This window comes from Salmonella sp. SJTUF15591 (assembly GCF_043356435.1).
GTDB lineage: Bacteria > Pseudomonadota > Gammaproteobacteria > Enterobacterales > Enterobacteriaceae > Salmonella > Salmonella enterica.
This window is the reverse complement of sequence record NZ_JBEUJO010000002.1, coordinates 399,493-424,043: the sequence shown is the minus strand read 5'-3', so window position 1 is coordinate 424,043 and position 24,551 is coordinate 399,493. Positions and strand designations below refer to the sequence as shown.

The following is a 24,551-nucleotide window of genomic DNA, read 5'->3' as shown; positions in this document are numbered from 1 at the left end:
GAGCATATATTTAAAAGTACCTTCATTATATTTCATGGTTTTTCTTTTTGTGTCGCCATTACCATTATTATGACAGTTAATTTTATGCTGAAGAATAACCCTGCCATTATCTGTTTTCTGGCATATCTTATTAGGCGTAAACGTCAACAGGCGTAGCGCATGATAGTAATTTTCTTGTTTTGAAGGCCAGTTTCTATCAACGATTAAATAATCCACTGTACGTATACTATAACGATGCTGACCTGATAAAAATGATACATATTATCAAGTGGAACAGAAAAATGATAATTGCTCTCACCTGGAATTTCAAGCTACTCGTCTGTGTCAAAGACAGAACTAAAGCGGCATGAACCACTTAAATAACGCAGAGTAACCTCGTCATTAATGATACGCTCATCTCAGTATCCAACATCCAGACTCCTGGAAATTTACTGCATTCCTGTAACTCAAATTATTTAGAGTATATTAATATCGGATATTCTTTTTTAATTAACGCCAATCTCCATACTTTCCAGTGACTTTAATATGTATGGCGTAAAATCAATCAACTGATTATCTATTTTTCTGATTAAACTGCCTGCGCCGCATAAAGCATGTGAGCCATCAATCATACAAAAATAAAATTTCTTTTTTATGTTATCATCTTCGTATATTGTTTTATCCATCTCCGAAATATTCTCATCAATGATTAAGAAACCCTGTGCATTCACTGAACTTATATTATATAAAACTGATGGTTTAAATTTATTATTTGTTTTTGTTGCATCATCATCTATCACCCATATATTTTTATCAAAAACGATGTGCTGTATATGTGAGCCATACTCACCAACATCATACACCTCTCTGCTATATGAACAACTCCATAATGTAATTGGATAAAACTCAGGATCATAAACATGGTTTTTATCATTGAGTTCTTTAATATTTTCATTTAAGAAAAAGTAATCATTAAATTTTACGTTCTTACACTCAGGGGTTTCCACGCGATAGTCAATCCTTGCATCAATGCGAAGCATTCTTACAGAATATTTCGACTCACTTAATTTGTCTGGTAATGATATAGATGGAATAATATTTGCTTTCAAAGGTAAGATAAGAAACAAACTAATGATAGTGATTTTTTTCATGGCTTTTATCCTGGTTGAGCCTGGTGGAGTTATTTGATTCGATAAGCTTATCATCATCTTTTTTCGGTTGATAAAAATAACCAGAACCAGAAAATAAAAACATCCGATAATAATTACCACCAGATTCAGCAGACATATATATATCTTTTTTGATACATTTTGATTCTGATTTTATATCAGGAAAACAATAAAATTCATCCTCGGCATCATAGGGCGATAATTTTTGATAACCGTTACCAAAATCCCATATATATACCGAAAAATCATTTTCAGGGAGATTATATTTTTCCAGAATTTTTCTTTCATTTTCTCTCCACCAATTCAGCTTTCCCCTGTCCGTAATGGGGAAATGCCTGGCAAGAATGTTAATGTCTTTACCTGAATAATAATGGACATCCACGATTTCTACTGGTCTGCCTGACCATAAGTATATAACAACAGAACAAAATAATATGGCGATTGTCACAATATAAATGAATTTTTTCGTTATTACCCATGACACAATCACATTCCTTATGCAAAATATCGGACTATGCTATGTTAACAATACAAACAAATACCTTGCCGACAATACATACCAAATCAGGAATAATATCCTCTGACACCTGAGATTTTTACGGTGGTATTTATTTCTGTAATATACACTTCATCCTTTAAGCTGCCTCTTTGTTGGCTGCGCTCAGAAACCCCGGTCACATCGTTATCTATGCTCCCGGGGATTTCTTCCCTTGCCGCCGCGATGCATCTTGAATGATTTTGTGTATAAATGGCTTAAACTCATACCCCTCTTTCTCATAATGTTGAAGTACAAACCAAATTTTAAAGACATCCCAATGGCTATAAAGCCAATGTGTTATATCATTACTGTCAAGACTAAAATGATCCTGCATCCTGTAATGCCCGTTTGCTGCATAGGCATTTTTGATACATTCAATGATGTTATGGTAACGTGTGTGGCATACATATCATGAACAGATAATCTCAGTCCGTAGCTATAGGCCCTCCACGATTTTATTTCCCACTGTCGGCAATTGTTCCGTATCTTTTGTTGTTGCCTTTTGCTTCCCAGAAGATGTAGAACCGTTACCCGTGTCGACTGTAGGTACATTTGACGGTACAGGGTAATTTGATTTATTCAACAACCCTTATTATGGTGAAAAATAACTATCTATAGGCATCAAAGCGTTACAGATCTTTCCATCAAATAATTCAAAATCATGGACGTTTACTAAAAATTTATCTTTATATGAGTAATTAGCACCAACTACTGGAATAGTAAAAATCTCGATCTCTTCATTTTTTTTATTTATTATTAACATGCCATCAAAACCATGAAGTATTTGATCGTCACTAAAATTACTCAATGATACTCTAATATTTATTATGGATTTATTATTCCCAGCCAAAAAGGAATTAATTAAAGAATCGGTTATTCCATGAGGATAAGTATCAACATATACTATTCGTATAGAGTTCCCCGCTCTTTCATTCCAACAGGATTTATTGACCGCATATATCCTTTCATCAGCTCTATATTCTTTAAAATATTCCTTCCCTTCAGGGTTACCCCATACGAATAAATAATATCCTCGCTCACCAGCGCTGACAGAAAATGTCACAATCCAGATAAAGAGGAATATATATTTAGCCATATCATCTATCTCTTACATTAGATTTTTTTGAACGGATGTAAATTCGCCACCGCAAAGGTGTCCGACTCCTGGCCGTCAGCCTCCAGCGTGGAACGAAGACCTTCCCGGGACATGTCTGCCCTCCCTGAATGTTCAGCCTGTATTTACCGTGCCGCCGCCGATAACCACCCCGTCACAGTCCATCCCATCACCCGTTCTGGCAGCGGGAAGGTCGTCGATAAATGCCGTGGAGGAGCCACCCGCAATTTTACGCGGATGGGGCGGATGCTCCGGTTTGGAGTGTGGCGTCAGCGGGTCGCCCATCCGGGCGACGGGTAATCTGTCGATAAATATCATGAGGGAGCTCGTAATAATCACGGTTTCGTAATAACTGTCGTGCTGGGTGCCTTTATCGTTGAGTCGGGCTGCTGTGGGTATATTTTAGATCCTTATTGTCATCAATGATAATTACATTCGCTTCATTATGGTTATTCGCTAATATTCTGTCTTACCTTTCCATAAATCGGTTATACGAGGTATCCTTAGGCTTTGTTAAATAAATAATCCCATGTTAATATCTCATCGATATCTTTCCTTTGGAGGCATAACCGCTATTCTCTCTCGAAACCAAGACTTTGCGTGGCCTGGAAGTATTTCCCCAAGGAAGAATTAATAAAAAATCTCCCGTAACCGATTATTTTTCAACATGTATTGTGAATGTCTTGTGGCTTTCTTTTCCAGAAGACCATCCCGATCCCATCGTGTAACCATTAAGCTCGATAACGATATCTTCCTCAACATTAATATTACCTTTAATTTCGATAGTATTACATCTATGCTCGTCGCATCCAATACATTTTATATAAATACCATCCCAATTTTCTTTTATATCTCGAGGGTTCTCCAACGCAGGTGAAAATTCTTCTGTCCTAAATACCCCAGCATAACTTGGATGAATAATATAATACAATCTACTGACAAGTCCACCCGTTAGCTCAACTTGTTTGCTGTAAATTGTGCCAAATTTAGCGGGAGAGAGTTCGTCAGGTTGATACTTTATCGTGTTTCCGGAACATGAGACAATCATGGGAAACACAATGCAAATCAGAGTTAAAAAACATAATTTCATAAATATTCATGGTATTTTTGGAAATACCATTCCTCCATATATATTACCTAAAAGACAATCTTGATTATCGTGCAAAAAAATGTGAATTATTTAGTACAAAAATAGACTCTTAGTGAGTAGGCCGTAGGATCTTTCCTTACAGCCTCTCACAAACCGTACGTAAAGCTCTCACTTCATACGATTCGCGTCAGATAAATATATCCTCTGGCACTACGGTTCAGTGTAAAAATACTCAGAATTATGCCTTTGATAGTTGCTCCCTTAACTGACATATTTTTGCCTTTTAACGGTCACTGCATTATCATCCCGGTTCCGGTTGACAAACTCCTCACCACTGATCGCTACTTATTTTCCTTAAAACAGGGGAGTCTCTGAGACTTCCGCCAGCGTTTTAGCTCTTCAATAACTCCTTCAGGACTATCTTCTCGTTCCTCTGATGGATAAAATATCAAATCCCCGCCATCAGGGTGTTGAGTAATTTTATTAAAATGGCGTAGAAGATTATCAATAAACTTCGATAATTCATCTCAAGTCAACTCTTCAGGAGGCTCAAAAAAATTATTTAAAAACTCGATAAACTCATCTTCTGTATAATCTTCAAGGTTATTTTTTAGTTCCATTTTCACCTCAAACCTTACTTATGCAATCGTATATGATTTTTAGGAGTGTTTATCCTAAGGTTATCAACATCAAACACCATTCCTCCATACTGGATCTTTCCAACGTGATAAATTTCATAAGCCCACCTACCTCCGACTTGTTGCCTTATCAAGGTGTACGGCGCTCGACCTCTTTTTATCAAAGTTTGATTCGATTTACTAAACTACGCCAGTAACTCTGGGCATTCCCCTACACCTGATTTTCATTTACTTTTCTTAAAACAAGGCAATCCTTGAGATTCTCTCCATTCTTTAATTATGTTCAGAATACCCTCGGGTGTTCCATCACTTTCCGTTTCAGGATAATAGATAAGATCTGTTCCATCTGGGTATTCAGTGATCTTCTCAAAATACTCAAGCAATGGATCTAATGTTTCATCTGTATCCGACTCGTTTTCAGAAAATATCACTCTCAAGAAATCAATGAACTCACTTTCCGTATAATCACTAATATTTTCTTTTAATTTCATAAATCGCCTGTGTATGTCAATATGGTGTTCACACGGAGATTGTCTACATTGTAAACATCGCCTCTATTTGCAACTTCATCTATATGATGAAACTCGAACCCCTGTTTTCCGACTCTGTCAACTTTTCTAACCTTTGATGCCTTACTTGATTTCATTCGAGTCATATTAACAACCCCGCCACAGTCCACCGCATCACCCATTCTGGCAACGGGCAGGCCGTCAATAAATACCGTGGGGGAACTCGCTATACTCACGGTCTCGTAATAATCGTCGTACTGGGTGCCTTTATCGTTGAGTCGGGCGGTTGTGGGCATTTTTCTCCATAGCTTCATTACTAAATAATAAGTTGTGAGATTATCCTGGAAAATAAGAATAATTATTTATTAGAAGTTAATAAGTGATAGGATTATTGTACTTACTGCAACTCCAATAGAAATAATTAATTCTTTTGATAAAAATCTAAACTCTGAATCTTTTTTATGCAAATCCAGGATATTAATTAATTTATTTTCTCTTCGATTTGATGGCGTAATTCCATCTGGGAATGTATGTATTAGTTTTCTCAACGCACTGCTGATTTTTTTAAAATTTGTTATTAGATAAAGCTTTTCTTTCTTTTTTTATGAATTTGGATATAGCATGAGTATTCTGTTTGTGTACTAAATTTTTTTAGTGACCATGACACGGATTCATTATCAATGATAATCTTCCCATCAGAAAATTCAATTTTTTGAATAAAGAAAACTTTTTTATTTCCCCGCCCAAAATGTATGCAGGTTCCAAACCAAACATTTCATTATCAGCTAATGCGCCTAATTTTTTAACTGTGCGATCAAAAAGATAATTATTGTTATCATCCACTAAATCAAATCCTTCCTGACTTGAAGATGCAAGAAAAGATGTAATTTCACTGTCAAGAATATTTTTTGTTTTATTGATAAACCTATTTTCATTAAAAATGATCTTATTAAGTAAAGGTAAGATGGTAATATTTCCTCCTGTGAACCATGGCCTGATTTAATGCTATCATTGGATGCATCATCTGGTGTTTTTAGTCTTTCATTCTTATTCCAGCTTGCACCTGTTGAACTGTTGATACCTCTGGAGGGTGAAGCTGACGACAGTGGTTGCCGTCGGCGTTAATCCGTCCACATCCAGCGTAAAACGCAGGCCATTTTGTGACATAACCTTGTTCTGGATTTATTGACGAAAAAGGAACCACGGTCCGCTCGTGGCAGTGGCAATGGGGAGGACAGCCGCTTCAGGCACGCTACCGCCAAAGTTTCCGGCATCCACCATCTCCCATATATGAAACGTAACAGACGTAACTCATTGCTGGCACGGGCTTTTTGTCTCCGTTCCCGGACAAAAACAGCATCCCACCATTAAGGCGGAATGCTGTGGATTTACTCTTATGCTTCCAGCGGCGCACGCCAGTCATCAGTACCTGAAGTGCCTGCTGAAACGTGTTTCCATTCAATTTTGCGGTAAGCCAGAGAAACTTTAATCAGATGTGTGAACTCACGTTTGGTGTCGTCCTGGCAGTGCGGCACAGCGGAAAGTGTCGATAGCCGGTATCCGGCCTTGTTGTAGGTGTCGATATAGCCCAGCAATTCAGGCAGGCGTTTCAGGGGAAGGGCGGGGTGATGCTGGGTTACAACAGGAGTTACAACGCCATCGAGATCGAATGCCGGATTATATTTAATCGTTCCCTGTTGTACGGCGTGGCGCATAATTTTGGTCAGATGCTGGCGTATACGTCCGGCAACATCATGCACACCTTTATCATCAATGTCTCTGACCAGTCGCGTGAGATGTAGGATTTAAGTCGCCGAAATATCCATTGCGCCGATATCAGGGAAAACGTAGTGTTGGAGGCGGACAGGAATTTTATTGGCGTGACTTCTGACCAGAGTTTCAGGCAGCCGGTATGCCACAATCTGGCGATGTACTGGAACGTTCTAATTCATTGACAACCTTTTTGCGTCCCGGCGCTGCTGAGAAGGGGTAAAGCCGGATTTTAGTACGCGCCGGGTGGCATCGCGTTTTTCGCGGACAAGGGCGAATGAGGTTTCGGGATAAGGACCGAATGATACCCCGGACTCTTTTCCCTCAAAACGATATTTGAAATACCAGATACGAAAACCGTTGGGTTTTACCAGAAGATACAGGCCGAGTGTATCAACGAGTTTATAGGGTTTATCAGAAGGCTTTGCACTACGTGCTTGTTTGTCGGTTAATGCCATTTGAGGGCACTCCTTTATCTAACCGGACTGAGCACCGAGTTGACCACCAAAAGCCCCTGATTTGGGCGGATAAATAGAAATTCGCTGGGAAGAGTTTTTCCACTAAATCATTGAATTAAAAACACATGGGGATTTTTAAGGAAGTATAAAAAGGGAAGGTGGTGCCCGGACTCGGAATCGAACCAAGGACACGGGGATTTTCAATCCCCTGCTCTACCGACTGAGCTATCCGGGCAACGAGGCGCATTAAACCGTAATCGCCTCGCTTCGTCAACGAAATTTCTTCAAATCAACGTAGACTGCACAATCTATCACCACTTTGTTGTTATTGCACGCAGAGTCAGGCAAAAAACATCGCCCATGCGGCGGAGATCGGCATCGCCAGCAACAGCGCCGGGAGCATATTCACTACCGGAAACATTTTGATTCCACATACACGCAAGCCGGTTGCCACCAGCAGCAGTCCGCCCACAGCGCTAAAGTCGCCCATCATTGCCGGCGTGGTCAGCGGAAGAATGAGGGTGGCGCAGGCGGCAAGCGTTAACTGGATAATCAACATCGGCGCGCAAATCGCCGAAACGGCGATGCCAAGCGAACAGGCGAAAATAATGGCAGTGAAAAAATCCAGAAAAGATTTAGCGATCAAAATGTTTGGATCGCCGGTCATCCCTTCATGCATCGCGCCGAAAATACCGGTGCCGCTGGCGCAAAAAAGTACAATGATAGCGACGTAACTTTGAATAAATGAGTCGTGTGTTGGCTTCTTACCCGATGCCATAAATAATTGTTGGATTTTCGCGACTGCGCCATTAATGCCTTTTTCCAGCAAACAAAACTCGCCGATAAGCGCGCCGACCAGCGTCGCCAGCACCATCACCGGAAGATTAGCGCACTTCATCACCAGCAGAATGCCAATTCCCAGAGAGCACAGACCAAAAATAGACGTCATTGAGACGCGAATCCGTTCTGGCAGACGCTGACTTAACAGCGCGCCAATAACGCCGCCGAATAAAATTGCGCCAGCGTTAATAAAAGGTCCAATTACCACAATGACTCCTGTTATTTGTCTTTCAAATTGCCTTATTATCACGCGATTAAGCTGTTAATAGCTTGATTATCTGTGACGTATAGAGCGCTGATTTTACCTTGCGCCGTCTGGTGAAAGGTGCCATGATTGCGCGAAATTTCTCCTGCCAGCATGGGGCTCGCCGGGATGAACATAGCGCCTTTATATTGTCTTCACTGTCGCCTGACTGCGCGAGGTTTGCCCCTTTCTTTCCTTTTTTTTGTCATCCCCGCTATGCGGTGAGGGCAGCGCACGCTCACTGCAGGACAACAGTAAAATCAGAAACAGTCTGTTTTTACTGATGTCTGGCGGTCGGAGCTGGTATCCAGTTTGACCCGGCATCTCGTTGGGCAAGGCATCGGCCTTGTCCGGGGTTACTCTACTCCCGAAACGGGTATTTGCGCTTATGAAATCAATGAATATTGCCGCCAGCGGTGAACTCATTCCCCGTCTCTCCACCCACCGAAACGTAGTGGCGCTGGACAGTACCGACTTTACCGATGTGGCCGCAGTCGTCATTACCACTGCCGACAGCCGTAGCGGTATTCTGGCGTTGCTTAAACGCACCGGTTTTCACCTGCCGGTATTTATGCTTGCGGATGAACCCGTCAGCGCGCCTGTCGGCGTTACGGCGGTAATCGGCGGGAACGCGCAGGAATGGCTGGAGCTGGAAAACGCTGCCTGTCGCTACGAAGCGGAACTTCTGCCGCCCTTTTATGGCACCCTGACCCAGTATGTCGACATGGGGAATAGTACCTTTGCTTGCCCGGGGCACCAGCATGGCGAGTTTTTTAGAAAACATCCCGCAGGCCGTCATTTTTATGACTTTTTTGGTGAAAACCTGTTTCGTGCGGATATGTGTAACGCCGATGTGAAACTTGGCGATCTGCTCATACATGAAGGTTCTGCCAAACACGCGCAGAAATTTGCGGCAAAAGTGTTTAATGCGGATAAAACCTACTTTGTGCTGAATGGAACTTCGGCGGCGAATAAAGTGGTCACCAACGCCCTGCTGACGCGCGGCGATCTGGTGCTGTTTGATCGTAATAATCACAAATCCAACCACCACGGTGCCCTGATTCAGGCCGGGGCGACGCCGGTCTATCTTGAAGCGGCGCGTAACCCGTTTGGTTTTATCGGTGGTATTGATGCGCACTGTTTTGATGAAACGTACCTGCGCGACCAGATTCGTGACGTGATGCCGGAAAGCGCCGATGCGTCGCGTCCGTTCCGCCTGGCGATCATTCAGCTGGGTACCTATGACGGCACTATTTACAACGCCCGTCAGGTGGTGGATAAAATCGGGCATCTCTGCGATTACATTCTGTTTGACTCCGCGTGGGTAGGCTATGAGCAGTTTATCAATATGATGGCGGATACCTCGCCGTTGCGGCTGGAGCTTAATGAAAACGACCCAGGGATCTTTGTGACCCAATCGGTACATAAGCAACAGGCGGGGTTCTCACAAACCTCGCAGATCCACAAAAAAGATAACCATATTCGCGGCCAGGCGCGTTTTTGCCCGCACAAACGCCTGAACAACGCCTTCATGTTGCACGCCTCGACCAGTCCGTTCTACCCGCTGTTTGCGGCGCTGGATATCAATGCCAAAATCCACGAAGGGGAGAGCGGTCGCCGCCTGTGGGCGGAGTGCGTTGCGCTGGGCATTGACGCGCGTAAAGCCATTCTCGCCCGCTGCAAACTGCTTCAGCCCTTTATCCCACTGGTGGTTGACGGCAAGCCGTGGCAGGCATATCCGACGGAGACCATTGCCAGCAATCGTCGTTTCTTCAGTTTTGAACCTGGGGCGAAATGGCATGGCTTTGAGGGTTATGCGGATGACCAGTATTTTGTCGACCCCTGTAAACTGTTACTGACCACGCCAGGTATTGATGCCGATAGCGGGCAGTACACCGAATTCGGCATCCCGGCGACCATTCTCGCCCACTATCTGCGTGAGAACGGTATTGTGCCTGAGAAGTGCGATCTCAACTCGATTCTGTTCTTGCTGACACCCGCCGAGAGCGAAGAGAAACTGGCGCGGCTGGTCGCGATGCTGGCGCAATTTGAACGGCACATTGAAGACGATACGCCGCTTGCGGATGTATTGCCGACGGTTTTTCAGAAATACCCGGTGCGCTACCGCGATTACACCCTGCGTGAGCTATGTCAGGAGATGCACAACCTGTACGTTAGCTTTGACGTTAAGGATCTGCAAAAAGCGATGTTCCGCAAAGAAAGCCTGCCGCATGTGGCGATGAACCCACAGGACGCCAACAGCGCCTTTATTCGCGGCGATGTAGAGCTGGTGCGTATCAGCGAGGCGGGCGGGCGTATTGCTGCCGAGGGGGCATTGCCATACCCGCCGGGTGTACTGTGCGTGGTGCCGGGGGAGATTTGGGGCGGCGCGGCGCAGCGTTATTTTTTGGCGCTGGAAGAGGGCATCAATCTGTTGCCCGGTTTTTCGCCGGAATTGCAGGGAGTGTATAGCGAGACCGATGCCGATGGAATTCAACGCTTGTACGGATATGTTTTAAAGTAACGTTGCCTGCAGGCCGGATAAGGCATTTACGCCTTATCCGGCCTGCGAAACAGGGCAAGGATTAATGTGCAACGGGTTGCGAACTTGCCGGAACGCGAACGTGTTTGTATTTGAACAAGGCTACGAACGCGAAGGCCAGCACCAGCGAGTAGCCTGCGAAGATGAGCCACACGGTCTGCCAGTCGGTAATGCCGTTTTGAGTGTAATACTCCACCACTTTACCGCTCACAATGCCGCCCAGGATACAGCCGAAGCCGTTGGTCATCATCAGGAACATCCCCTGCGCGCTGGCGCGGATTTCCGGGCGTACTTCTTTTTCGACAAACACCGAGCCAGAAATGTTGAAGAAGTCGAAGGCGCAGCCGTACACAATCATCGACAATACCAGCAGAACGGTACCGAACGGCGTCGGGTCGCCATAAGCGAACAGGCCGAAACGCAGCATCCACGCCACAATACTGATAAGCATAACGTTCTTAATACCATAACGGCTCAGGAAGAACGGAATGGTCAGGATGAATAACGTTTCAGAAATCTGCGAAATCGACATCATCACCGAGGCGTGCTGCACGATAAAGCTACTGGCGAATAGCGGATCTTTATCAAAGCTATGCAGGAAGGTGTTGCCAAACATGTTAGTGATCTGCAGTTCCGCGCCCAGCATCATGGAGAAGATGAAGAAAATCGCCATCCGCTTATTTTTAAACAGCGCAAAAGCGTCAAGGCCCAGCATTGATGTCCAGCTCTGGTTTTTCTGTTGGTTCGCCACCGGAATGTGCGGCAGGGTAAAGGTAAACAGTACCAGCAGAACGGAAAGCGTCGCGCCGATATAAAGCTGCATATGGCTCAGCTCGAAACCGGAGAAACTCACGCCCCACATCGCCAGAATAAAGCCAATGGTGCCCCAGATACGGATAGGCGGGAAGTCAGTCACAATATCCATGCCGGCAGACTGCAGGCGGTAATACGATATGGTATTGATCAAGCCCAACGTCGGCATATAGGCCAACGAGTTAAGCAGGATCACAAAGAACATCGCCCCAGGCGTAGTGACTTCCGCGGCCATGAATAGCGTGATGGCGCCGACGACATGACACAGGGCATAGACCCATTTCGCGCTCAGCCATTTGTCAGCCACAATGCCTAACAAGGTCGGCATAAAGACGGCGGCAATCCCCAGTGAACTATAAACTGCGCCAATAGATGCGCCGTCAAATTTTAAGGTGACGAACATATACGAGCCCAGGGTAGTGAGCCAGCTTCCCCACAGACAGAACTGCAGAAAAGAGAGTATTTTAAGCTGCAGCTTAAGATTCATGTTAATTTCCTCACACCTGAGAGCGGATGAATGTTTTAAAAGGCACATTTGCCGTTGTGATTTGGTGTGATTCTATCAATGAGAGGCGGGCTTTTTTTGTTACCTGTGACAAATATTTGCAAACAATTTCTGATTGCAAAGCAAAAGGGTGACGGAGTTAACACTTTTGCCTTTCCCGCCTCTGTCATTTGCCAGCCAGAGGCGGGATGCGATGGTTTATCGGCGGCGATACGATCGCTGGGCGGAATTCACCTTATACAGATAGCGGCGCGACTCCGCAGATGGATGTCGGGTGGTTAATATCTGGTACACATCCCCCGGCGACATGCGGTTAATCATATTCGCGGCCTGAATCTTATCGTTCGAGAATACGCGTAATACGCTGCCTGCGCCGCCATTATAGGCAGTAATGACCGCATAGCGCCGCGACGTCGGATTCTCAATACCGCTCAGATAGACATTATTCAACATTGCCAGATACGCTGTGCCGGTATCGATATTGCTGGCGGGATCAAACAGGAAGCTGCGACTTGGCGTGCCGGACTTACCCTGAGAACGGAAAACATCTTTCCCGGCGCTGTGTTGCACCACCTGCATCAGGCCCAGCGCATCCGCGTGGCTGACCGCATACGGGTTAAACGAGGACTCCGTTTGCATAATCGCCAGAATCAGCGACTCGTCAACGCCGTATTTACGGGAGGCCTGGCGTACCATGCCAATGTATTTATGCGCGCGTTTATCAAGGTGGTTCGGCACCAGATTAATGGTGACGCTGTAAATAATACGCAGGCCGTTACTGCGGCTTTTGAGCCGCGTTTTCAGCAAGTAATCCGCGAATGTCGTGGCGCGGCCTTCCCAGCGAATAGGCTGGCCGGTATTGTCGAGGACCTGACCATACAGGAAGGGTTCTTTAGAAATTTTTATGTCATCGACATCGGAGTAAAGATCGACGGAGGTTGGGTCGTCACCCATGAGCAACGTTTTAATAATGGCCCGGCGCAGATGTGCGGTAGGTTCCGTCCCGGCGATGGTTTCAACGGTAATGGTCCCATCATCAAAATTGATGTGGCTACGGGTCTGGAACTGATCGGTATATTTGACGTAGTCTTTCGGCCCGGCGATCAGGACTTCCTTATATCCCCACAGATTTTCAATATTGTTGGCAAATTGCCCCATCAAAATATCAAAGCCGTTGGTATCCTTGACCCAGGCTTCATTATACGTCTCGCCTTTTTTGGTCGAACTGGAGCAGGAGATGAGCAACGGCGCAATAACAGCAAGCGCGAGTAATTTTTTCATCATTCCGGGAGTGCATGTTGTGTTGTCGTTATGCCATGTTGCCGGGCAGCGGCGCTAAGGGCTTATCCGGCATAACTCACAGGCCGAATAAGCGCAGCCTCATTCAGCAACGGGCCTATTTTTTATCTTCCGGCGTATAACCTTCGATATGAACGTCTTTGCCTTCGAACAGGAAGCTCACCATCTCCTGTTCCAGCAGTTTACGGTGCTCGGCGTTCATCATGTTGAGCTTTTTCTCGTTAATCAACATGGTCTGCTTATGCTGCCACTGCGCCCACGCGTCCTTAGAGATCTCGTTATAGATACGTTTTCCCAGTTCGCCAGGGTAGAGCTGAAAATCTTGCCCTTCAGCGTCGCGTTGCAGGTAAGTACAAAAAATCGTTCTGCTCATAAGTCATCCTCTTCATCGACCGGGGCGTTAAACTGGCGCTCCGGTACGTAACTGCTGTAACAAGCGCTCCACGGGGGCCGCCAGTCCGACTGACGGCGGTTGCGCTAAGTTATACCAGAGCGCGCTGCCTTCATCCATGCAGGCGTCCAGTGACGACACGGGAAGCCACATAGGCACAATATCCAGGTGGAAATGGCTAAATGTGTGGCGAAACGCGTTAAGCTGGGTCAAATTATCAGCGTTAACATGCCGTTGCGCCAGCCATTCACGTAATTCATCTTCGCTGGCGAACTGCGGGAAGCAGTAGAGTCCGCCCCATAAACCGCTGGGAGGGCGCTGCGCCAGGAAAATCTCCTGATTATGCTGTAACAATAAAAAGTAACCCGTCCGCTCCGGCAACGTCTGTTTCGGTTTCTTGCCCGGATAGCGTGACCAGCTTTCATGCGCAGCGGCGATACAACCGTTTTGCAGCGGACACAGGGTGCACTTTGGCTTTGAACGCGTACAAACCATCGCGCCCAGATCCATCATCGCCTGATTAAAACGCTCCACGCCGCGTGCGGGCGTCACTTGCTCGCTCAACGTCCACAGCGTATTCTCCACCTCTTTTTTTCCAGGCCAGCCGCTAACAGCATAACAGCGAGCCAGCACACGTTTAACGTTTCCATCAAGAATCGGATAATGTTTACCTAACGCGAGGGAGAGAATCGCGCCGGCGGTTGAACGCCCGACGCCGGGTAGCGCGGCGATTTCGGCAAAAGTTTGCGGGAATTCTCCACCGTGAAGCGTCGCCACCTGTTGCGCCGCTTTATGCAAATTACGCGCGCGGGCGTAATAGCCGAGCCCGGTCCATAAATGGAGCACTTCATCCAGCGGCGCATTCGCTAAATCCGTCACCGTGGGAAAGCGCGCCATAAATCGCTCAAAGTAAGGAATCACCGTCGTCACCTGCGTTTGTTGCAACATGACTTCCGAGAGCCATACTTTGTAAGGCGTCTTGTTAATTTGCCAGGGCAGCGTTTTCCGCCCGTATTTGTCGTACCAGTCCAGAACCTGGGCTGAAAATTGAGACGCTTGCATGGAAACTCATTCATTATTGCCGGGGGCAAGATTGCAGCACAGAGGCCGCAGGGTGTAAACCGGAACTTTCCGCAGTGCGCTTCATGCTTGCATCCGGCAACTAACTTTGGATAATGCCCGTTTTCAGAACTCAAACACAGCAGACTACACTTTTATGAAAAACGACGTCATTTCACCGGAATTTGATGAAAACGGTCGCCCGCTGCGCCGTATTCGTAGTTTTGTTCGTCGCCAGGGGCGACTGACAAAGGGGCAAGAACACGCGCTGGAAAACTACTGGCCGGTGATGGGCGTCGAGTTCAGCGAAGCGCCGGTAGATTTCGCCACGTTGTTTGGTCGCGAAGCACCGGTGACGCTGGAGATTGGTTTTGGCATGGGGGCGTCTCTCGTGGCGATGGCGAAAGCGCGCCCGGAGCAGAATTTCCTCGGCATTGAAGTGCATTCACCCGGTGTCGGCGCGTGTCTGGCGTCCGCTCATGAAGAGGGCGTTGAAAACCTGCGCGTCATGTGCCACGACGCGGTAGAAGTGTTGCATACAATGATTCCTGACAATTCTTTATCGATGGTTCAGCTCTTTTTCCCTGACCCGTGGCATAAAGCGCGTCATAATAAACGCCGTATCGTTCAGGTGCCGTTTGCTGAACTGGTATTGAGCAAGCTGAAATTGGGCGGCGTTTTCCATATGGCGACCGACTGGGAAGCGTATGCGGAACACATGCTTGAAGTCATGTCTTCTATCGACGGGTACAAAAATCTGTCAGAGAGCAATGATTATGTACCGCGCCCGGAATCGCGCCCGGTAACGAAATTTGAACAACGTGGCCATCGTCTTGGTCATGGCGTATGGGACTTAATGTTCGAGAGGGTGAAATAATGGCAAAGAACCGTAGTCGTCGTCTGCGTAAAAAAATGCACATTGACGAATTCCAGGAATTAGGATTTTCGGTGGCATGGCGTTTTCCGGAAGGTACATCTGAAGAGCAGGTCGATAAGACTGTCGATGACTTTATTAATGACGTTATTGAGCCTAATAAACTGGCGTTTGACGGCAGCGGCTACCTGGCCTGGGAAGGGCTGATTTGTATGCAGGAAATCGGTAAATGTACCGAAGAACATCAGGCGATTGTGCGTAAATGGCTGGAAGCGCGCAACCTTGAAGAAGTCCGAACCAGCGAACTTTTCGACGTTTGGTGGGACTAATAAGTACAGGGTCGGCAAATGCCGGCCCGCTTTGTCTTGAGGGAAAGTTATGATGCGCAAAACGCTGCTGGCGACAGTGCTAACGTTTACGGCGATGGCCGCTCATGCAGATTACAAATGCAGCGTCACGCCGCGTGACGATGTGATCCTGAGTCCACAAACGGTGCAGGTGAAAGGTGAAAACGGCAACCTGGTGATCACGCCGGACGGCAATGTGATGTACAACGGTAAGCAGTACACCCTTAGCGCCGCGCAGCGCGAGCAGGCGAAAGATTACCAGGCGGAACTGCGAAGCGCGCTGCCGTGGATTGATGAGGGCGCCCGATCGCGCGTCGAAAAAGGCCGCGTGGCGCTGGATAAAATCATCGCTAAAGAGGTGGGCGAAAGCAGCAACATGCGTAGCCGTCTGACGAAGCTTGATGCGCAATTAAAAGCGCAAATGAACCGTATTATCGAACATCGTACGGATGGCCTGACGTTCCACTATAAGGCTATCGACCAGGTGCGTGCCGACGGTCAGCAGTTGGTGAATCAGGCGATGGGCGGTATTTTGCAGGACAGCATTAACGAAATGGGCGCCAAAGCGGTGCTTAAAGGCGGCGGCAATCCTTTACAGGGTGTGATGGGCAGCCTCGGTGGTTTGCAAACCGCTATCCAGAACGAATGGAAAAACCAGGAGAAAGATTTCCAGCAGTTTGGCAAAGATGTCTGTAGCCGCGTAGTGACCTTAGAAGATAGCCGCAAAGCGCTGGTTGGCAGCCTGAAGTAATCTTTCCTTTTTAAACAATGGCGCAGATCGTATCTGCGCCTTTTTATTCTGTTTTTTCCTGCATTTTGTTATCCATCTCTAAAAAATACTCTCTGTCGGATATATATCGCTGGTTAATCGTATGGCGTCACATTATTCGTCTGCAATATAGAGATAATGCGACCAGTTGACATAACTGGAGATATAACATGGAGTTTTTCAGGAAAACGGCATTAGCTGCTCTGGTAATGGGTTTCAGCGGCGCAGCGTTCGCTTTACCGAATATCACCATCTTAGCGACCGGCGGAACGATCGCTGGCGGTGGTGATTCAGCAACAAAATCAAATTATACGGCAGGTAAAGTCGGCGTCGAAAATCTGGTGGATGCCGTTCCTCAATTGAAGGACATTGCGGTAGTGAAAGGCGAGCAGGTCGTTAACATTGGCTCGCAGGATATGAACGATGAAGTCTGGCTCACGCTGGCGAAAAAAATCAATACCGAGTGCGACAGCACCGACGGTTTCGTGATCACCCACGGTACTGATACGATGGAAGAGACCGCTTATTTCCTCGATCTGACCGTGAAATGCAATAAACCGGTGGTACTGGTCGGCGCGATGCGTCCTTCCACGTCAATGAGCGCAGATGGCCCGTTCAACCTCTATAATGCGGTAGTAACAGCGGCTGATAAACAGTCTGCCAACCGCGGCGTGCTGGTGGTAATGAATGATACCGTCATGGACGGACGCGACGTCACTAAGACCAATACGACTGACGTGGCGACGTTTAAAGCGGTTAACTATGGCCCGCTGGGTTATATCCACAACGGTAAAATTGACTACCAGCGTACGCCAGAGCGTAAACATACCACCTCCACCCCGTTCGACGTGTCGAAGCTGACCGCGTTGCCGAAAGTCGGTATCGTTTATAACTATGCGAATGCGTCCGATCTGCCGGCAAAAGCGCTGGTAGACGCGGGTTATGACGGGATCGTGAGCGCAGGCGTGGGTAACGGCAACCTGTATAAAACGGTCTTTGATACCCTGGCGACCGCCGCGCACAACGGTACGGTAGTGGTGCGTTCTTCACGTGTGCCGACTGGCGCAACCACGCAGGATGCGGAAGTTGACGATGCAAAATACGGCTTTGTCGCCTCTGGCACGCTGAACCCGCAAAAAGCGCGTGTCTTACTGCAACTGGCGTTAACCCAGACTAAAGATCCAAAACAGATCCAGACGATGTTCAATCAGTATTAAAGATAATGCCCCGGTCGGAAGGCCGGGGCTATCTTTGGAAGACCTCTCGCACAATCAACACTATTATCTTGCTAATTATCATCATGGTTATGATAATCGTGGGCGTCATGTCTCTGGACGGGAGGTCCACAAGTGGTTCGACAATGGATTGCTGGCGCAGCGCTGTTTGCCCTGATTTCAGGCTATAGTTGGGCAGAGGTTGCTCAACCCTCCGATAACATCTTAAAAGAACAGTTTAGTAAGCAGTACCACGGCATACTTAAACTGGATTCCATTACCTTAAAAAATCTTGATTCGAGGGGCAATCAGGCCACCTGGTCTGCCGAAGGGGATATTTCTTCCCGTGAAGATATGTATACCGGCGTTGGTATGGCGGCGGATTATTATTTTGTTGAAAAAACCTGGACCAAAGATCGTCCCGTTAAATTTTCTGCCATGTTGACCAGTAAAGGGACGCCAGCCTCTGGCTGGACGGTGAGCTATTACTCATTACAAATGGCAGCCAGCGATCAGGGCCGGGCTATTGACGACATTAAAACGAATGATAAATACCTGATCGTCAACAGCGATGACTTTAACTATCGGTTTGGCAACATTGAAGCTTCCTGGCGTGCGCAGAAAGCGTCGATCCCCGGTCTTGAAGAACAACTCTCTGCCCTGGATAAGAAAATAGCGGTAGCTAAAAAAGAAGCGGACGCATATTGGGGAAAAGGCGCTGATGGGAAACCGTTGACCCGCGCCGAGGCGTTTAAAAAGACGTTAAAAGAGCGCGATGATTATGTAAAAGCCAACGATAGCAGCGTATATGCCGAGAAATACGAAAAAGAGGTCTATCAACCGGCATTAGACGCGTGCCGTAAGCAGAGTGAGCCGTGCAATGAAGCGGCTATTCAGCAGAAAAGAGATTTAGACATACACGAGCAGCGGCGGCAGGTATTTTTGAAATCAGAAGAACTGCGTCGAAAAGCGCAGAATGACTGGATAACGTTAGAGAAAGGACAATATCCGCTGAATATAGCGGTACAGAAACTTCAGATGCAACAGAGTGATATCCGCATGAAAATCATGGATATTAATGACGGTTACGAGCGCTGGAAAAAAGATACGGACGATTTACGTCGTAAAGGGGTTATTAAATAATGCGCTTGCCGGCGGCGCATTAACCGCCACAGGTCGGTAAGCGTCGCGCCATCAGGTATTTTACCCGCTGGCGCGACAGGCTTATCCTTGTTATTCCGCGAGAAACAACTCAAGAAGAGAGTTTAAAAACAGTTTACCGTGCCGGGTAATCTGCCAGTATTGCTCGCATTCGGTCAGATAGCCCTGGGCAATAGCCTCGTCGATTGGCTGACGAATAACCGCTTCCGTAAGCCCGGTATAGTCGATAAATTCGGCGCGAGGCGCGCGCTCCAGCAACCGAAAACGGTTCATAAAGAACTCAAAGGGTTTATCGTCATCACTCACGTCACGCTGGCTTTCCAGGTAACGTCCCTGCATATAACCGCGTGGGTGACGGGTTTTGGTGGTGCGCAGGATCCTGCCGCCCGGGAAGGTGACTTTACCGTGGGCGCCGCAGCCAATACCCAGATAGTCGCCAAAGCGCCAGTAGTTCAGATTATGCTGGCACTGATAACCGGGTTTGGCATAGGCCGACGTTTCGTATTGCTGATAGCCCGCGGCGGTTAATAACTGGTGGCCCTGCTCAAAGATATCCCACAGAGCGTCATCGTCCGGTAAAACCGGCGGACGCGAACCGAACAGAGTGTTGGGTTCAATCGTCAATTGATACCATGAGAGATGCGGCGGATTAAGCGCAATCGCCTGTCGCAAATCATTCAGCGCCTCTTCCAGCGTTTGGTCCGGCAATCCATGCATCAAGTCGAGGTTAAAGCTGCGTAGCCCAAGCCCATTTGCCAGTCTTGCTGCCCGCATCGCCTCTTGTGGACCGTGAATACGGCCAAGACGTTTCAGCTTAGGCTCACTAAAGCTCTGCACGCCAATGGAGATCCGGTTTACGCCGGCGCGCTGATAGTCGATGAAGCGGTCGGCTTCGACCGTGCCGGGGTTCGCTTCCATGGTAATTTCCGCATCCGCCGCCAGATTCAGGCGCGCACGCACGCCGTCCAGCAGCGTTTGCATCGCCGGCCCGGAAAGCAGGCTTGGCGTACCGCCGCCAATAAAAATGGTCTTTACTTCACGCCCTTGCGCCCAGGCGACGTCGGCATCCAGATCGCTTAACAGATGCTGGACGTAGTCGTCATGCGGCACCTCGCCCTTCAACGCATGGGAATTGAAGTCGCAATATGGACATTTTTGTACACACCAGGGAATATGAATATAAAGACTGAGCGGCGGTAGTTTAGCCATTGCGTAACGCATCCAGCAGCAGCTTGAGCGCTTGTCCACGGTGGGAAATCGCGCTTTTTTCTTCACGGGTCAGTTCTGCGGCGGTTTTGCCTTCAGACGGTACGAAGAAAATGGGATCATAGCCAAATCCGCCATTTCCGACCGCCTGGCGAGTAATGACGCCAGGCCAGCTACCGTGACAGACTATCGGTGTGGGATCTTCGGCATGACGCAAATAAACCAGTACACAATGGAATCGCGCCTGACGTTTGTCGTCCGGAACATCCCGTAGAGTATGCAGCAGTTTTTCCAGATTTTGCTGATCTGTCGCGTTTTCGCCAGAATAGCGCGCGGAATAGATACCCGGCGCGCCGCCTAAAACGTCAACGGCCAGACCGGAGTCATCGGCAATGGCGGGCAGACCGGTCATTTTAGCGGCATGGCGCGCTTTGAGAATCGCGTTTTCAATAAACGTCAGGCCGGTTTCTTCCGCGGAGTCAACGCCCAGTTCCGTTTGTGCTACCACATCAAGCCCAAAATCGCTTAACAGCGACGCGAGCTCGCGCACTTTACCGGCGTTGCCGGTTGCGAGAACAACTTTTTGCATGGAATACCTACTCAGTTAACGCCGCAATTTCCGGCGGGATCTGTTGCGGGTGAATAATTTTTACCTGTTTGTGACGGCCCAGCTCGCCTTTTTCGATGACGATCTGACTTTTCGCCACGCGAAACTGTTTACCGAGAAACTTGATCAGATGGCTGTTTGCCTGACCGTCAACCGGCGGGGCAGTAATGGCGACTTTCACCTCGTCGCCATGTAAGCCCACAATACTGTCGCGGCTGGCTTTCGGCTGAATATAAAGCCGTAACACCAGACCGTCTTCGCAGCGAGTCACAGCACTCATAGCGCCATCCACAGCCCCGGCAGCAACATGTTGCCTGTCGCTTGTAAGACTTCAGCGATCCCCATATTAACGACATACAGCAGCAGCACCAGAACCATCGGCGAGAAGTCGATGCCGCCCATCGCAGGCAGTATACGGCGAATCGGGCTGAGCAGCGGCTCGGCAAGCTGAATCAATACATATTCAATCGGGCTACGACCCTGGCTCACCCAGCTCATGATAGCCATGACCAGCAGCACCCAGAAGATCAGCAGGCCGATTGTTTTAAGCAAGATAAGCACCGCGGCAATCCAGATAATCGCCTGAAACGTAATGACCTTAAACAGCACTATCGCCTTAATAACGCTAAGAATAAACGCCACCAGCAGGGAAGCGCTGTCGATCGGCCCCATTGGCGGGATAATACGACGCAGCGGTCCGATGATGGGCTGCGTAATTTTCACCACGAACTGGGAGAAAGGGTTGTAAAAGTCACAGCGGGCCCACTGCATCCACACGCGCAATAATAGCACCATGGTATACAGCTCAATTACCGTTGAGAGCAGGAAGGTCAACGTATTCATGGCGTTCCTCAGTTTTCCTTAATTTTTTGTGTAATCACGAGCACCAAAGATAGCGGTGCCGATGCGCACCATTGTGCTACCTGCCGCAATCGCGGCTTCCATATCGTCGCTCATACCCAGAGATAGGGTATCAACGTCAGGGTAGCGCGCTTTCAGCCCGGCAAATGCTACAGCCATTTGACGTGCGACTTCAAACTGCCTTACATAATCTGACTCTGGCGCCGGGATCGCCATCAGTCCGCGAAGTCGCAGACGCGGCAGTGTAGCCACCGCAGCGGCCAGCTCATCCAGTTCCGCCAGCGGAATGCCTGATTTGCTGTTTTCATCGCTGATATTAATTTGGATCAGAACATTTAGCGCCGGCAGATTATCCGGGCGCTGTTCGCTCAGACGCGAGGCGATACGCAGGCGATCGATGGTATGACACCAGTCAAAATGCTCGGCCACCAGCCGACTTTTGTTGGACTGTAAAGGGCCAATAAAGTGCCAGTGCAGGCCTTCCACTTTCGCTTCCTGAAAGTGGCGGATTTTTTCCACCCCCTCTTGTACATAATTTTCACCAAATGCCCGTTGTCCGGCGGCAATGGCTTCTGCGATGTCGCTCGCAGGTTTGGTTTTACTCACTGCAAGCAACGTAACTTCTTCTGAAGAGCGGCCGCAACGCGTCGCCGCGGCGGAGATTTTGTCCCGGATGTATGCCAGGTTATGCGCGATATCGTTCATTTTCCGAGGATGTTTATATGAATATGGAAGAAATTGTGACGCTTAGTGTAAAGCATAACGTCTCGGATCTACACCTGTGTAACGCCTGGCCTGCGCGATGGCGCAAACAAGGACGCATGGAGAACGCGCCTTTTACCGCGCCTGATGTCGACAGGCTTCTGCTTGATTGGCTTAATGATGCGCAACAATATCAGTGGCGAACGCACGGCCAGCTTGATTTCGCCGTCTCGCTGTCTGGCACGCGGCGCCTGCGCGCCAGTGCGTTCACACATCAACAGGGAACGTCGCTGGCGCTACGGCTATTGCCCGAGCGTTGTCCTGATCTGGCGGAAATCCAGACGCCGCCGATAGTACCCGCACTGCTTGCCAGCGAGAACGGACTGATTCTGGTCACTGGCGCTACTGGCTGCGGGAAGTCCACCACGCTGGCGGCGATGGTGGGATATCTTAATCAACATGCCGATAAACATATCCTGACGCTGGAAGATCCTATTGAATACCGTTACACCAGCAAGCGTTGCCTGATACAGCAGCGGGAAATCGGCCAGCATTGCGCCACTTTTGCCGCCGGGCTGCGCGCGGCGTTACGTGAAGATCCCGATGTCATTTTACTGGGAGAGCTGCGTGACAGCGAGACCATTCGCCTGGCGCTGACGGCGGCGGAAACGGGGCATCTGGTACTGGCAACCCTGCATACTCGCGGTGCGGCGCAGGCGGTGGAAAGATTAGTGGATAGTTTTCCGGCGCAGGAAAAAGAACCGATACGCAGTCAACTGGCGGGTAGTCTGCGCGCCGTACTATCACAAAAACTGGAGGTCGACAGACAGGATGGGCGCGTGGCGTTGTTTGAATTACTGATTAATACGCCAGCCACAGGGAATTTGATCCGTGAAGGCAAACTCCATCAGTTGGCCCACGTGATACAAACCGGGCAGCAGCAGGGGATGATGACATTCGCCCAGAGCGCGCAATGGCGTCAGGCGCAGGGACGGCTGTAGCGAAGATGGCGGCGTAGGGGGGGAGGAAAGTGTTGACTGGCGCGGTGGATTGAACGGTATACAGGCTTGTATCCTGGCGAACCGGCGTTAAAATCGCAGCTTTGTTAAAACCACAGCGAAGCCATTTAACGATGTCATCACAACCGAATCAAAGCCTGATAGATGGCATTCGCTGTCTGCAATATCTGGTTTCCAGCGACCGTGCTATCGGATGTCGCGAGCTTGCCCGGCTGATGGATATTAATACCACGCGCGTTAATCGCCTGTTAATGACGATGGCCTCTATTGGACTCACGATGCAGGATGAGCACCGACGCTATTTACCCGGGCCAGGCATTCATGCTTTGGCAGCGCAGGCGATTCGTGGTTCAGCGCTGTTCTCCCATGCGTTGCCTATCCTTGAACGCCATGCGCCCAAAGACATCGTGGTGGCATTAGGCGTGCTATGGGAAGACCAGATTATCTATATTTATCACTCTACGCCGGGTTCGCAGGGAAGTCAGGCGCTGGCGGGGTTTCGCATGTGCCCGGCCTGGCAGTCGGTAACAGGAGTGGCGTTACTGGCGGCAGAAAGCGATGAGGCGCTAATGCAGCGTTTTACTCCGGAGCAGTGGCGTAATCTGGCGCCGCATGTGGCGCAGCAGCGCCAGCGGGGATACGTGCTGTGGCATCACGCTGATGGTGAAGTTTCTATGGCGCAACCGCTAGACAAGCACGCCGCAGCGCTGGCCTTTGCGGGAATGTGGCGGATTGATGAGGCGGAGGCGGCTGCGCGTTTACAGGCGTTGAAGGCATTAAACCAGCTTATTGCCCAGTAAGCCTGGCAACCGTGACCGCGTTATCCGCCTGCT

The 24,551-nt window shown here is 48.4% G+C and carries 27 protein-coding genes, 1 tRNA gene and 4 pseudogenes; 8 read left to right on the top strand and 24 right to left on the bottom strand.

Annotated features, from left to right (window positions below; genetic code table 11):
- Nucleotides 1–485: 485 nt before the first annotated feature.
- The 15 genes and pseudogenes from ABVM99_RS06265 to ABVM99_RS06195 all read right to left on the bottom strand — a co-directional run bounded on the left by ABVM99_RS06265 (nt 486) and on the right by ABVM99_RS06195 (nt 8,313).
- Entirely contained in the window at nt 486–1,130 is a 645-nt protein-coding gene (locus ABVM99_RS06265; RefSeq protein ID WP_023194456.1) for a hypothetical protein, read from the bottom strand.
- Nucleotides 1,108–1,632, bottom strand: coding sequence for a DUF943 family protein (locus ABVM99_RS06260; protein ID WP_052938328.1), 525 nt, complete (start codon nt 1,630–1,632; stop codon nt 1,108–1,110). The genes ABVM99_RS06265 and ABVM99_RS06260 overlap by 23 nt, the downstream gene beginning before the upstream one ends.
- A 202-nt stretch (nt 1,633–1,834) precedes the next feature.
- Nucleotides 1,835–2,056: a DUF3289 family protein gene (locus ABVM99_RS06255; RefSeq protein WP_223175022.1), complete on the bottom strand. Its 222-nt coding sequence runs from the start codon at nt 2,054–2,056 to the stop codon at nt 1,835–1,837.
- A gap of 222 nt (nt 2,057–2,278) precedes the next feature.
- The gene (locus ABVM99_RS06250; RefSeq protein ID WP_001151810.1) at nt 2,279–2,782 is read right to left on the bottom strand and encodes a hypothetical protein; all 504 of its coding nucleotides are present in this window, start codon (nt 2,780–2,782) and stop codon (nt 2,279–2,281) included.
- Between the two features lie 132 nt (nt 2,783–2,914).
- Nucleotides 2,915–3,199, bottom strand: a complete 285-nt coding sequence (locus ABVM99_RS06245) for a type VI secretion system PAAR protein (RefSeq protein ID WP_024134298.1) — start codon at nt 3,197–3,199, stop codon at nt 2,915–2,917.
- A 256-nt stretch (nt 3,200–3,455) separates the two neighbouring features.
- Complete coding sequence (locus tag ABVM99_RS06240; RefSeq protein ID WP_023194579.1) at nt 3,456–3,890, bottom strand: hypothetical protein; 435 nt, start codon at nt 3,888–3,890, stop codon at nt 3,456–3,458.
- A gap of 341 nt (nt 3,891–4,231) precedes the next feature.
- Nucleotides 4,232–4,510: pseudogene (locus tag ABVM99_RS06235) on the bottom strand (bacteriocin immunity protein).
- Nucleotides 4,511–4,524: 14 nt separating this feature from the next.
- Nucleotides 4,525–4,701 (bottom strand): annotated as a pseudogene (locus ABVM99_RS06230) (type VI secretion system tube protein Hcp); the annotation flags it as partial.
- A 51-nt stretch (nt 4,702–4,752) separates the two neighbouring features.
- Nucleotides 4,753–5,019 carry a bacteriocin immunity protein gene (locus tag ABVM99_RS06225; RefSeq protein WP_000768133.1) on the bottom strand — a complete coding sequence of 89 codons (267 nt, stop codon included), beginning with the start codon at nt 5,017–5,019 and terminating at the stop codon, nt 4,753–4,755.
- Entirely contained in the window at nt 5,016–5,333 is a 318-nt protein-coding gene (locus ABVM99_RS06220) for a PAAR domain-containing protein (protein ID WP_023194577.1), read from the bottom strand. The genes ABVM99_RS06225 and ABVM99_RS06220 overlap by 4 nt, the downstream gene beginning before the upstream one ends.
- A 355-nt stretch (nt 5,334–5,688) precedes the next feature.
- The gene (locus ABVM99_RS06215) at nt 5,689–5,880 is read right to left on the bottom strand and encodes a T6SS immunity protein Tdi1 domain-containing protein (RefSeq protein WP_000342571.1); all 192 of its coding nucleotides are present in this window, start codon (nt 5,878–5,880) and stop codon (nt 5,689–5,691) included.
- 551 nt (nt 5,881–6,431) lie between these two features.
- Nucleotides 6,432–6,572, bottom strand: a pseudogene (locus ABVM99_RS06210) (type VI secretion system tube protein Hcp); the annotation flags it as partial.
- Between the two features lie 36 nt (nt 6,573–6,608).
- Nucleotides 6,609–7,265, bottom strand: a pseudogene (locus ABVM99_RS06205) (tyrosine-type recombinase/integrase); the annotation flags it as partial.
- A 159-nt stretch (nt 7,266–7,424) separates the two neighbouring features.
- Nucleotides 7,425–7,500, bottom strand: a tRNA-Phe gene (locus ABVM99_RS06200).
- 105 nt (nt 7,501–7,605) lie between these two features.
- The gene (locus tag ABVM99_RS06195; RefSeq protein ID WP_000234466.1) at nt 7,606–8,313 is read right to left on the bottom strand and encodes a DUF554 domain-containing protein; all 708 of its coding nucleotides are present in this window, start codon (nt 8,311–8,313) and stop codon (nt 7,606–7,608) included.
- Nucleotides 8,314–8,737: 424 nt separating this feature from the next.
- Between ABVM99_RS06195 and ABVM99_RS06190 the strand changes: the two genes are divergently transcribed.
- The gene (locus tag ABVM99_RS06190; protein ID WP_017441075.1) at nt 8,738–10,873 is read left to right on the top strand and encodes an ornithine decarboxylase; all 2,136 of its coding nucleotides are present in this window, start codon (nt 8,738–8,740) and stop codon (nt 10,871–10,873) included.
- Nucleotides 10,874–10,934: 61 nt separating this feature from the next.
- Here ABVM99_RS06190 and ABVM99_RS06185 read toward each other — a convergent pair whose 3' ends face one another.
- The 4 genes from ABVM99_RS06185 to mutY form a co-directional block, all read right to left on the bottom strand.
- Nucleotides 10,935–12,191 carry a nucleoside permease gene (locus tag ABVM99_RS06185; RefSeq protein ID WP_001049804.1) on the bottom strand — a complete coding sequence of 419 codons (1,257 nt, stop codon included), beginning with the start codon at nt 12,189–12,191 and terminating at the stop codon, nt 10,935–10,937.
- A gap of 216 nt (nt 12,192–12,407) precedes the next feature.
- Nucleotides 12,408–13,493 carry a membrane-bound lytic murein transglycosylase MltC gene (gene mltC / locus ABVM99_RS06180; protein ID WP_001650652.1) on the bottom strand — a complete coding sequence of 362 codons (1,086 nt, stop codon included), beginning with the start codon at nt 13,491–13,493 and terminating at the stop codon, nt 12,408–12,410.
- A 112-nt stretch (nt 13,494–13,605) separates the two neighbouring features.
- Nucleotides 13,606–13,881 (bottom strand): oxidative damage protection protein, encoded by a 276-nt coding sequence (locus ABVM99_RS06175; protein ID WP_000091706.1) that lies wholly within the window; start codon nt 13,879–13,881, stop codon nt 13,606–13,608.
- A gap of 27 nt (nt 13,882–13,908) precedes the next feature.
- Nucleotides 13,909–14,961, bottom strand: a complete 1,053-nt coding sequence (mutY, locus tag ABVM99_RS06170; protein ID WP_001148959.1) for an A/G-specific adenine glycosylase — start codon at nt 14,959–14,961, stop codon at nt 13,909–13,911.
- A 154-nt stretch (nt 14,962–15,115) separates the two neighbouring features.
- Between mutY and trmB the strand changes: the two genes are divergently transcribed.
- From trmB to ABVM99_RS06145, 5 genes are all read left to right on the top strand, one after another.
- Nucleotides 15,116–15,835: a tRNA (guanosine(46)-N7)-methyltransferase TrmB gene (trmB, locus tag ABVM99_RS06165; protein ID WP_000786893.1), complete on the top strand. Its 720-nt coding sequence runs from the start codon at nt 15,116–15,118 to the stop codon at nt 15,833–15,835.
- Entirely contained in the window at nt 15,835–16,161 is a 327-nt protein-coding gene (locus ABVM99_RS06160; RefSeq protein WP_001107574.1) for a YggL family protein, read from the top strand. The genes trmB and ABVM99_RS06160 overlap by 1 nt, the downstream gene beginning before the upstream one ends.
- Nucleotides 16,162–16,210: 49 nt before the next feature.
- Nucleotides 16,211–16,930: a DUF2884 domain-containing protein gene (locus ABVM99_RS06155; protein ID WP_000984838.1), complete on the top strand. Its 720-nt coding sequence runs from the start codon at nt 16,211–16,213 to the stop codon at nt 16,928–16,930.
- Between the two features lie 188 nt (nt 16,931–17,118).
- The gene (gene ansB / locus ABVM99_RS06150; RefSeq protein WP_000394189.1) at nt 17,119–18,165 is read left to right on the top strand and encodes an L-asparaginase 2; all 1,047 of its coding nucleotides are present in this window, start codon (nt 17,119–17,121) and stop codon (nt 18,163–18,165) included.
- 132 nt (nt 18,166–18,297) lie between these two features.
- Complete coding sequence (locus ABVM99_RS06145) at nt 18,298–19,305, top strand: DUF1202 domain-containing protein (RefSeq protein ID WP_023195146.1); 1,008 nt, start codon at nt 18,298–18,300, stop codon at nt 19,303–19,305.
- Nucleotides 19,306–19,395: 90 nt separating this feature from the next.
- Here ABVM99_RS06145 and hemW read toward each other — a convergent pair whose 3' ends face one another.
- From hemW to ABVM99_RS06120, 5 genes are read right to left on the bottom strand one after another with little or no spacing between them, the layout of a single operon-like run.
- Entirely contained in the window at nt 19,396–20,532 is a 1,137-nt protein-coding gene (gene hemW / locus ABVM99_RS06140) for a radical SAM family heme chaperone HemW (RefSeq protein ID WP_023195147.1), read from the bottom strand.
- Complete coding sequence (locus ABVM99_RS06135) at nt 20,525–21,118, bottom strand: XTP/dITP diphosphatase (RefSeq protein WP_023195148.1); 594 nt, start codon at nt 21,116–21,118, stop codon at nt 20,525–20,527. The genes hemW and ABVM99_RS06135 overlap by 8 nt, the downstream gene beginning before the upstream one ends.
- A 7-nt stretch (nt 21,119–21,125) precedes the next feature.
- Nucleotides 21,126–21,416: a DUF167 family protein YggU gene (gene yggU / locus ABVM99_RS06130; protein ID WP_001277203.1), complete on the bottom strand. Its 291-nt coding sequence runs from the start codon at nt 21,414–21,416 to the stop codon at nt 21,126–21,128.
- Nucleotides 21,413–21,979, bottom strand: a complete 567-nt coding sequence (locus tag ABVM99_RS06125; RefSeq protein WP_001094848.1) for a YggT family protein — start codon at nt 21,977–21,979, stop codon at nt 21,413–21,415. The genes yggU and ABVM99_RS06125 overlap by 4 nt, the downstream gene beginning before the upstream one ends.
- 18 nt (nt 21,980–21,997) lie before the next feature.
- Nucleotides 21,998–22,702 carry a YggS family pyridoxal phosphate-dependent enzyme gene (locus tag ABVM99_RS06120; protein ID WP_000997812.1) on the bottom strand — a complete coding sequence of 235 codons (705 nt, stop codon included), beginning with the start codon at nt 22,700–22,702 and terminating at the stop codon, nt 21,998–22,000.
- Between the two features lie 17 nt (nt 22,703–22,719).
- Here ABVM99_RS06120 and ABVM99_RS06115 point away from each other — a divergent pair, with 17 nt between their 5' ends.
- Nucleotides 22,720–23,700: a type IV pilus twitching motility protein PilT gene (locus tag ABVM99_RS06115; protein WP_001055645.1), complete on the top strand. Its 981-nt coding sequence runs from the start codon at nt 22,720–22,722 to the stop codon at nt 23,698–23,700.
- A 131-nt stretch (nt 23,701–23,831) separates the two neighbouring features.
- The gene (locus ABVM99_RS06110; RefSeq protein ID WP_000098324.1) at nt 23,832–24,518 is read left to right on the top strand and encodes an IclR family transcriptional regulator; all 687 of its coding nucleotides are present in this window, start codon (nt 23,832–23,834) and stop codon (nt 24,516–24,518) included.
- The last annotated feature ends 33 nt before the right edge of the window (nt 24,519–24,551 follow it).

What these genes read in the sequence shown, in the direction of transcription:
- ABVM99_RS06265 (WP_023194456.1), bottom strand. Translation starts at nt 1,130, where the DNA reads ATGAAAAAAATCACTATCATTAGTTTGTTTCTTATCTTACCTTTGAAA.
- ABVM99_RS06250 (WP_001151810.1), bottom strand. Translation starts at nt 2,782, where the DNA reads ATGGCTAAATATATATTCCTCTTTATCTGGATTGTGACATTTTCTGTC.
- ABVM99_RS06240 (WP_023194579.1), bottom strand. Translation starts at nt 3,890, where the DNA reads ATGAAATTATGTTTTTTAACTCTGATTTGCATTGTGTTTCCCATGATT.
- ABVM99_RS06225 (WP_000768133.1), bottom strand. Translation starts at nt 5,019, where the DNA reads ATGAAATTAAAAGAAAATATTAGTGATTATACGGAAAGTGAGTTCATT.
- ABVM99_RS06220 (WP_023194577.1), bottom strand. Translation starts at nt 5,333, where the DNA reads ATGCCCACAACCGCCCGACTCAACGATAAAGGCACCCAGTACGACGAT.
- ABVM99_RS06190 (WP_017441075.1), top strand. Translation starts at nt 8,738, where the DNA reads ATGAAATCAATGAATATTGCCGCCAGCGGTGAACTCATTCCCCGTCTC.
- ABVM99_RS06185 (WP_001049804.1), bottom strand. Translation starts at nt 12,191, where the DNA reads ATGAATCTTAAGCTGCAGCTTAAAATACTCTCTTTTCTGCAGTTCTGT.
- mltC (WP_001650652.1), bottom strand. Translation starts at nt 13,493, where the DNA reads ATGATGAAAAAATTACTCGCGCTTGCTGTTATTGCGCCGTTGCTCATC.
- ABVM99_RS06175 (WP_000091706.1), bottom strand. Translation starts at nt 13,881, where the DNA reads ATGAGCAGAACGATTTTTTGTACTTACCTGCAACGCGACGCTGAAGGG.
- mutY (WP_001148959.1), bottom strand. Translation starts at nt 14,961, where the DNA reads ATGCAAGCGTCTCAATTTTCAGCCCAGGTTCTGGACTGGTACGACAAA.
- trmB (WP_000786893.1), top strand. Translation starts at nt 15,116, where the DNA reads ATGAAAAACGACGTCATTTCACCGGAATTTGATGAAAACGGTCGCCCG.
- ABVM99_RS06160 (WP_001107574.1), top strand. Translation starts at nt 15,835, where the DNA reads ATGGCAAAGAACCGTAGTCGTCGTCTGCGTAAAAAAATGCACATTGAC.
- ABVM99_RS06155 (WP_000984838.1), top strand. Translation starts at nt 16,211, where the DNA reads ATGATGCGCAAAACGCTGCTGGCGACAGTGCTAACGTTTACGGCGATG.
- ansB (WP_000394189.1), top strand. Translation starts at nt 17,119, where the DNA reads ATGGAGTTTTTCAGGAAAACGGCATTAGCTGCTCTGGTAATGGGTTTC.
- hemW (WP_023195147.1), bottom strand. Translation starts at nt 20,532, where the DNA reads ATGGCTAAACTACCGCCGCTCAGTCTTTATATTCATATTCCCTGGTGT.
- ABVM99_RS06135 (WP_023195148.1), bottom strand. Translation starts at nt 21,118, where the DNA reads ATGCAAAAAGTTGTTCTCGCAACCGGCAACGCCGGTAAAGTGCGCGAG.
- yggU (WP_001277203.1), bottom strand. Translation starts at nt 21,416, where the DNA reads ATGAGTGCTGTGACTCGCTGCGAAGACGGTCTGGTGTTACGGCTTTAT.
- ABVM99_RS06125 (WP_001094848.1), bottom strand. Translation starts at nt 21,979, where the DNA reads ATGAATACGTTGACCTTCCTGCTCTCAACGGTAATTGAGCTGTATACC.
- ABVM99_RS06120 (WP_000997812.1), bottom strand. Translation starts at nt 22,702, where the DNA reads ATGAACGATATCGCGCATAACCTGGCATACATCCGGGACAAAATCTCC.
- ABVM99_RS06115 (WP_001055645.1), top strand. Translation starts at nt 22,720, where the DNA reads ATGAATATGGAAGAAATTGTGACGCTTAGTGTAAAGCATAACGTCTCG.
- ABVM99_RS06110 (WP_000098324.1), top strand. Translation starts at nt 23,832, where the DNA reads ATGTCATCACAACCGAATCAAAGCCTGATAGATGGCATTCGCTGTCTG.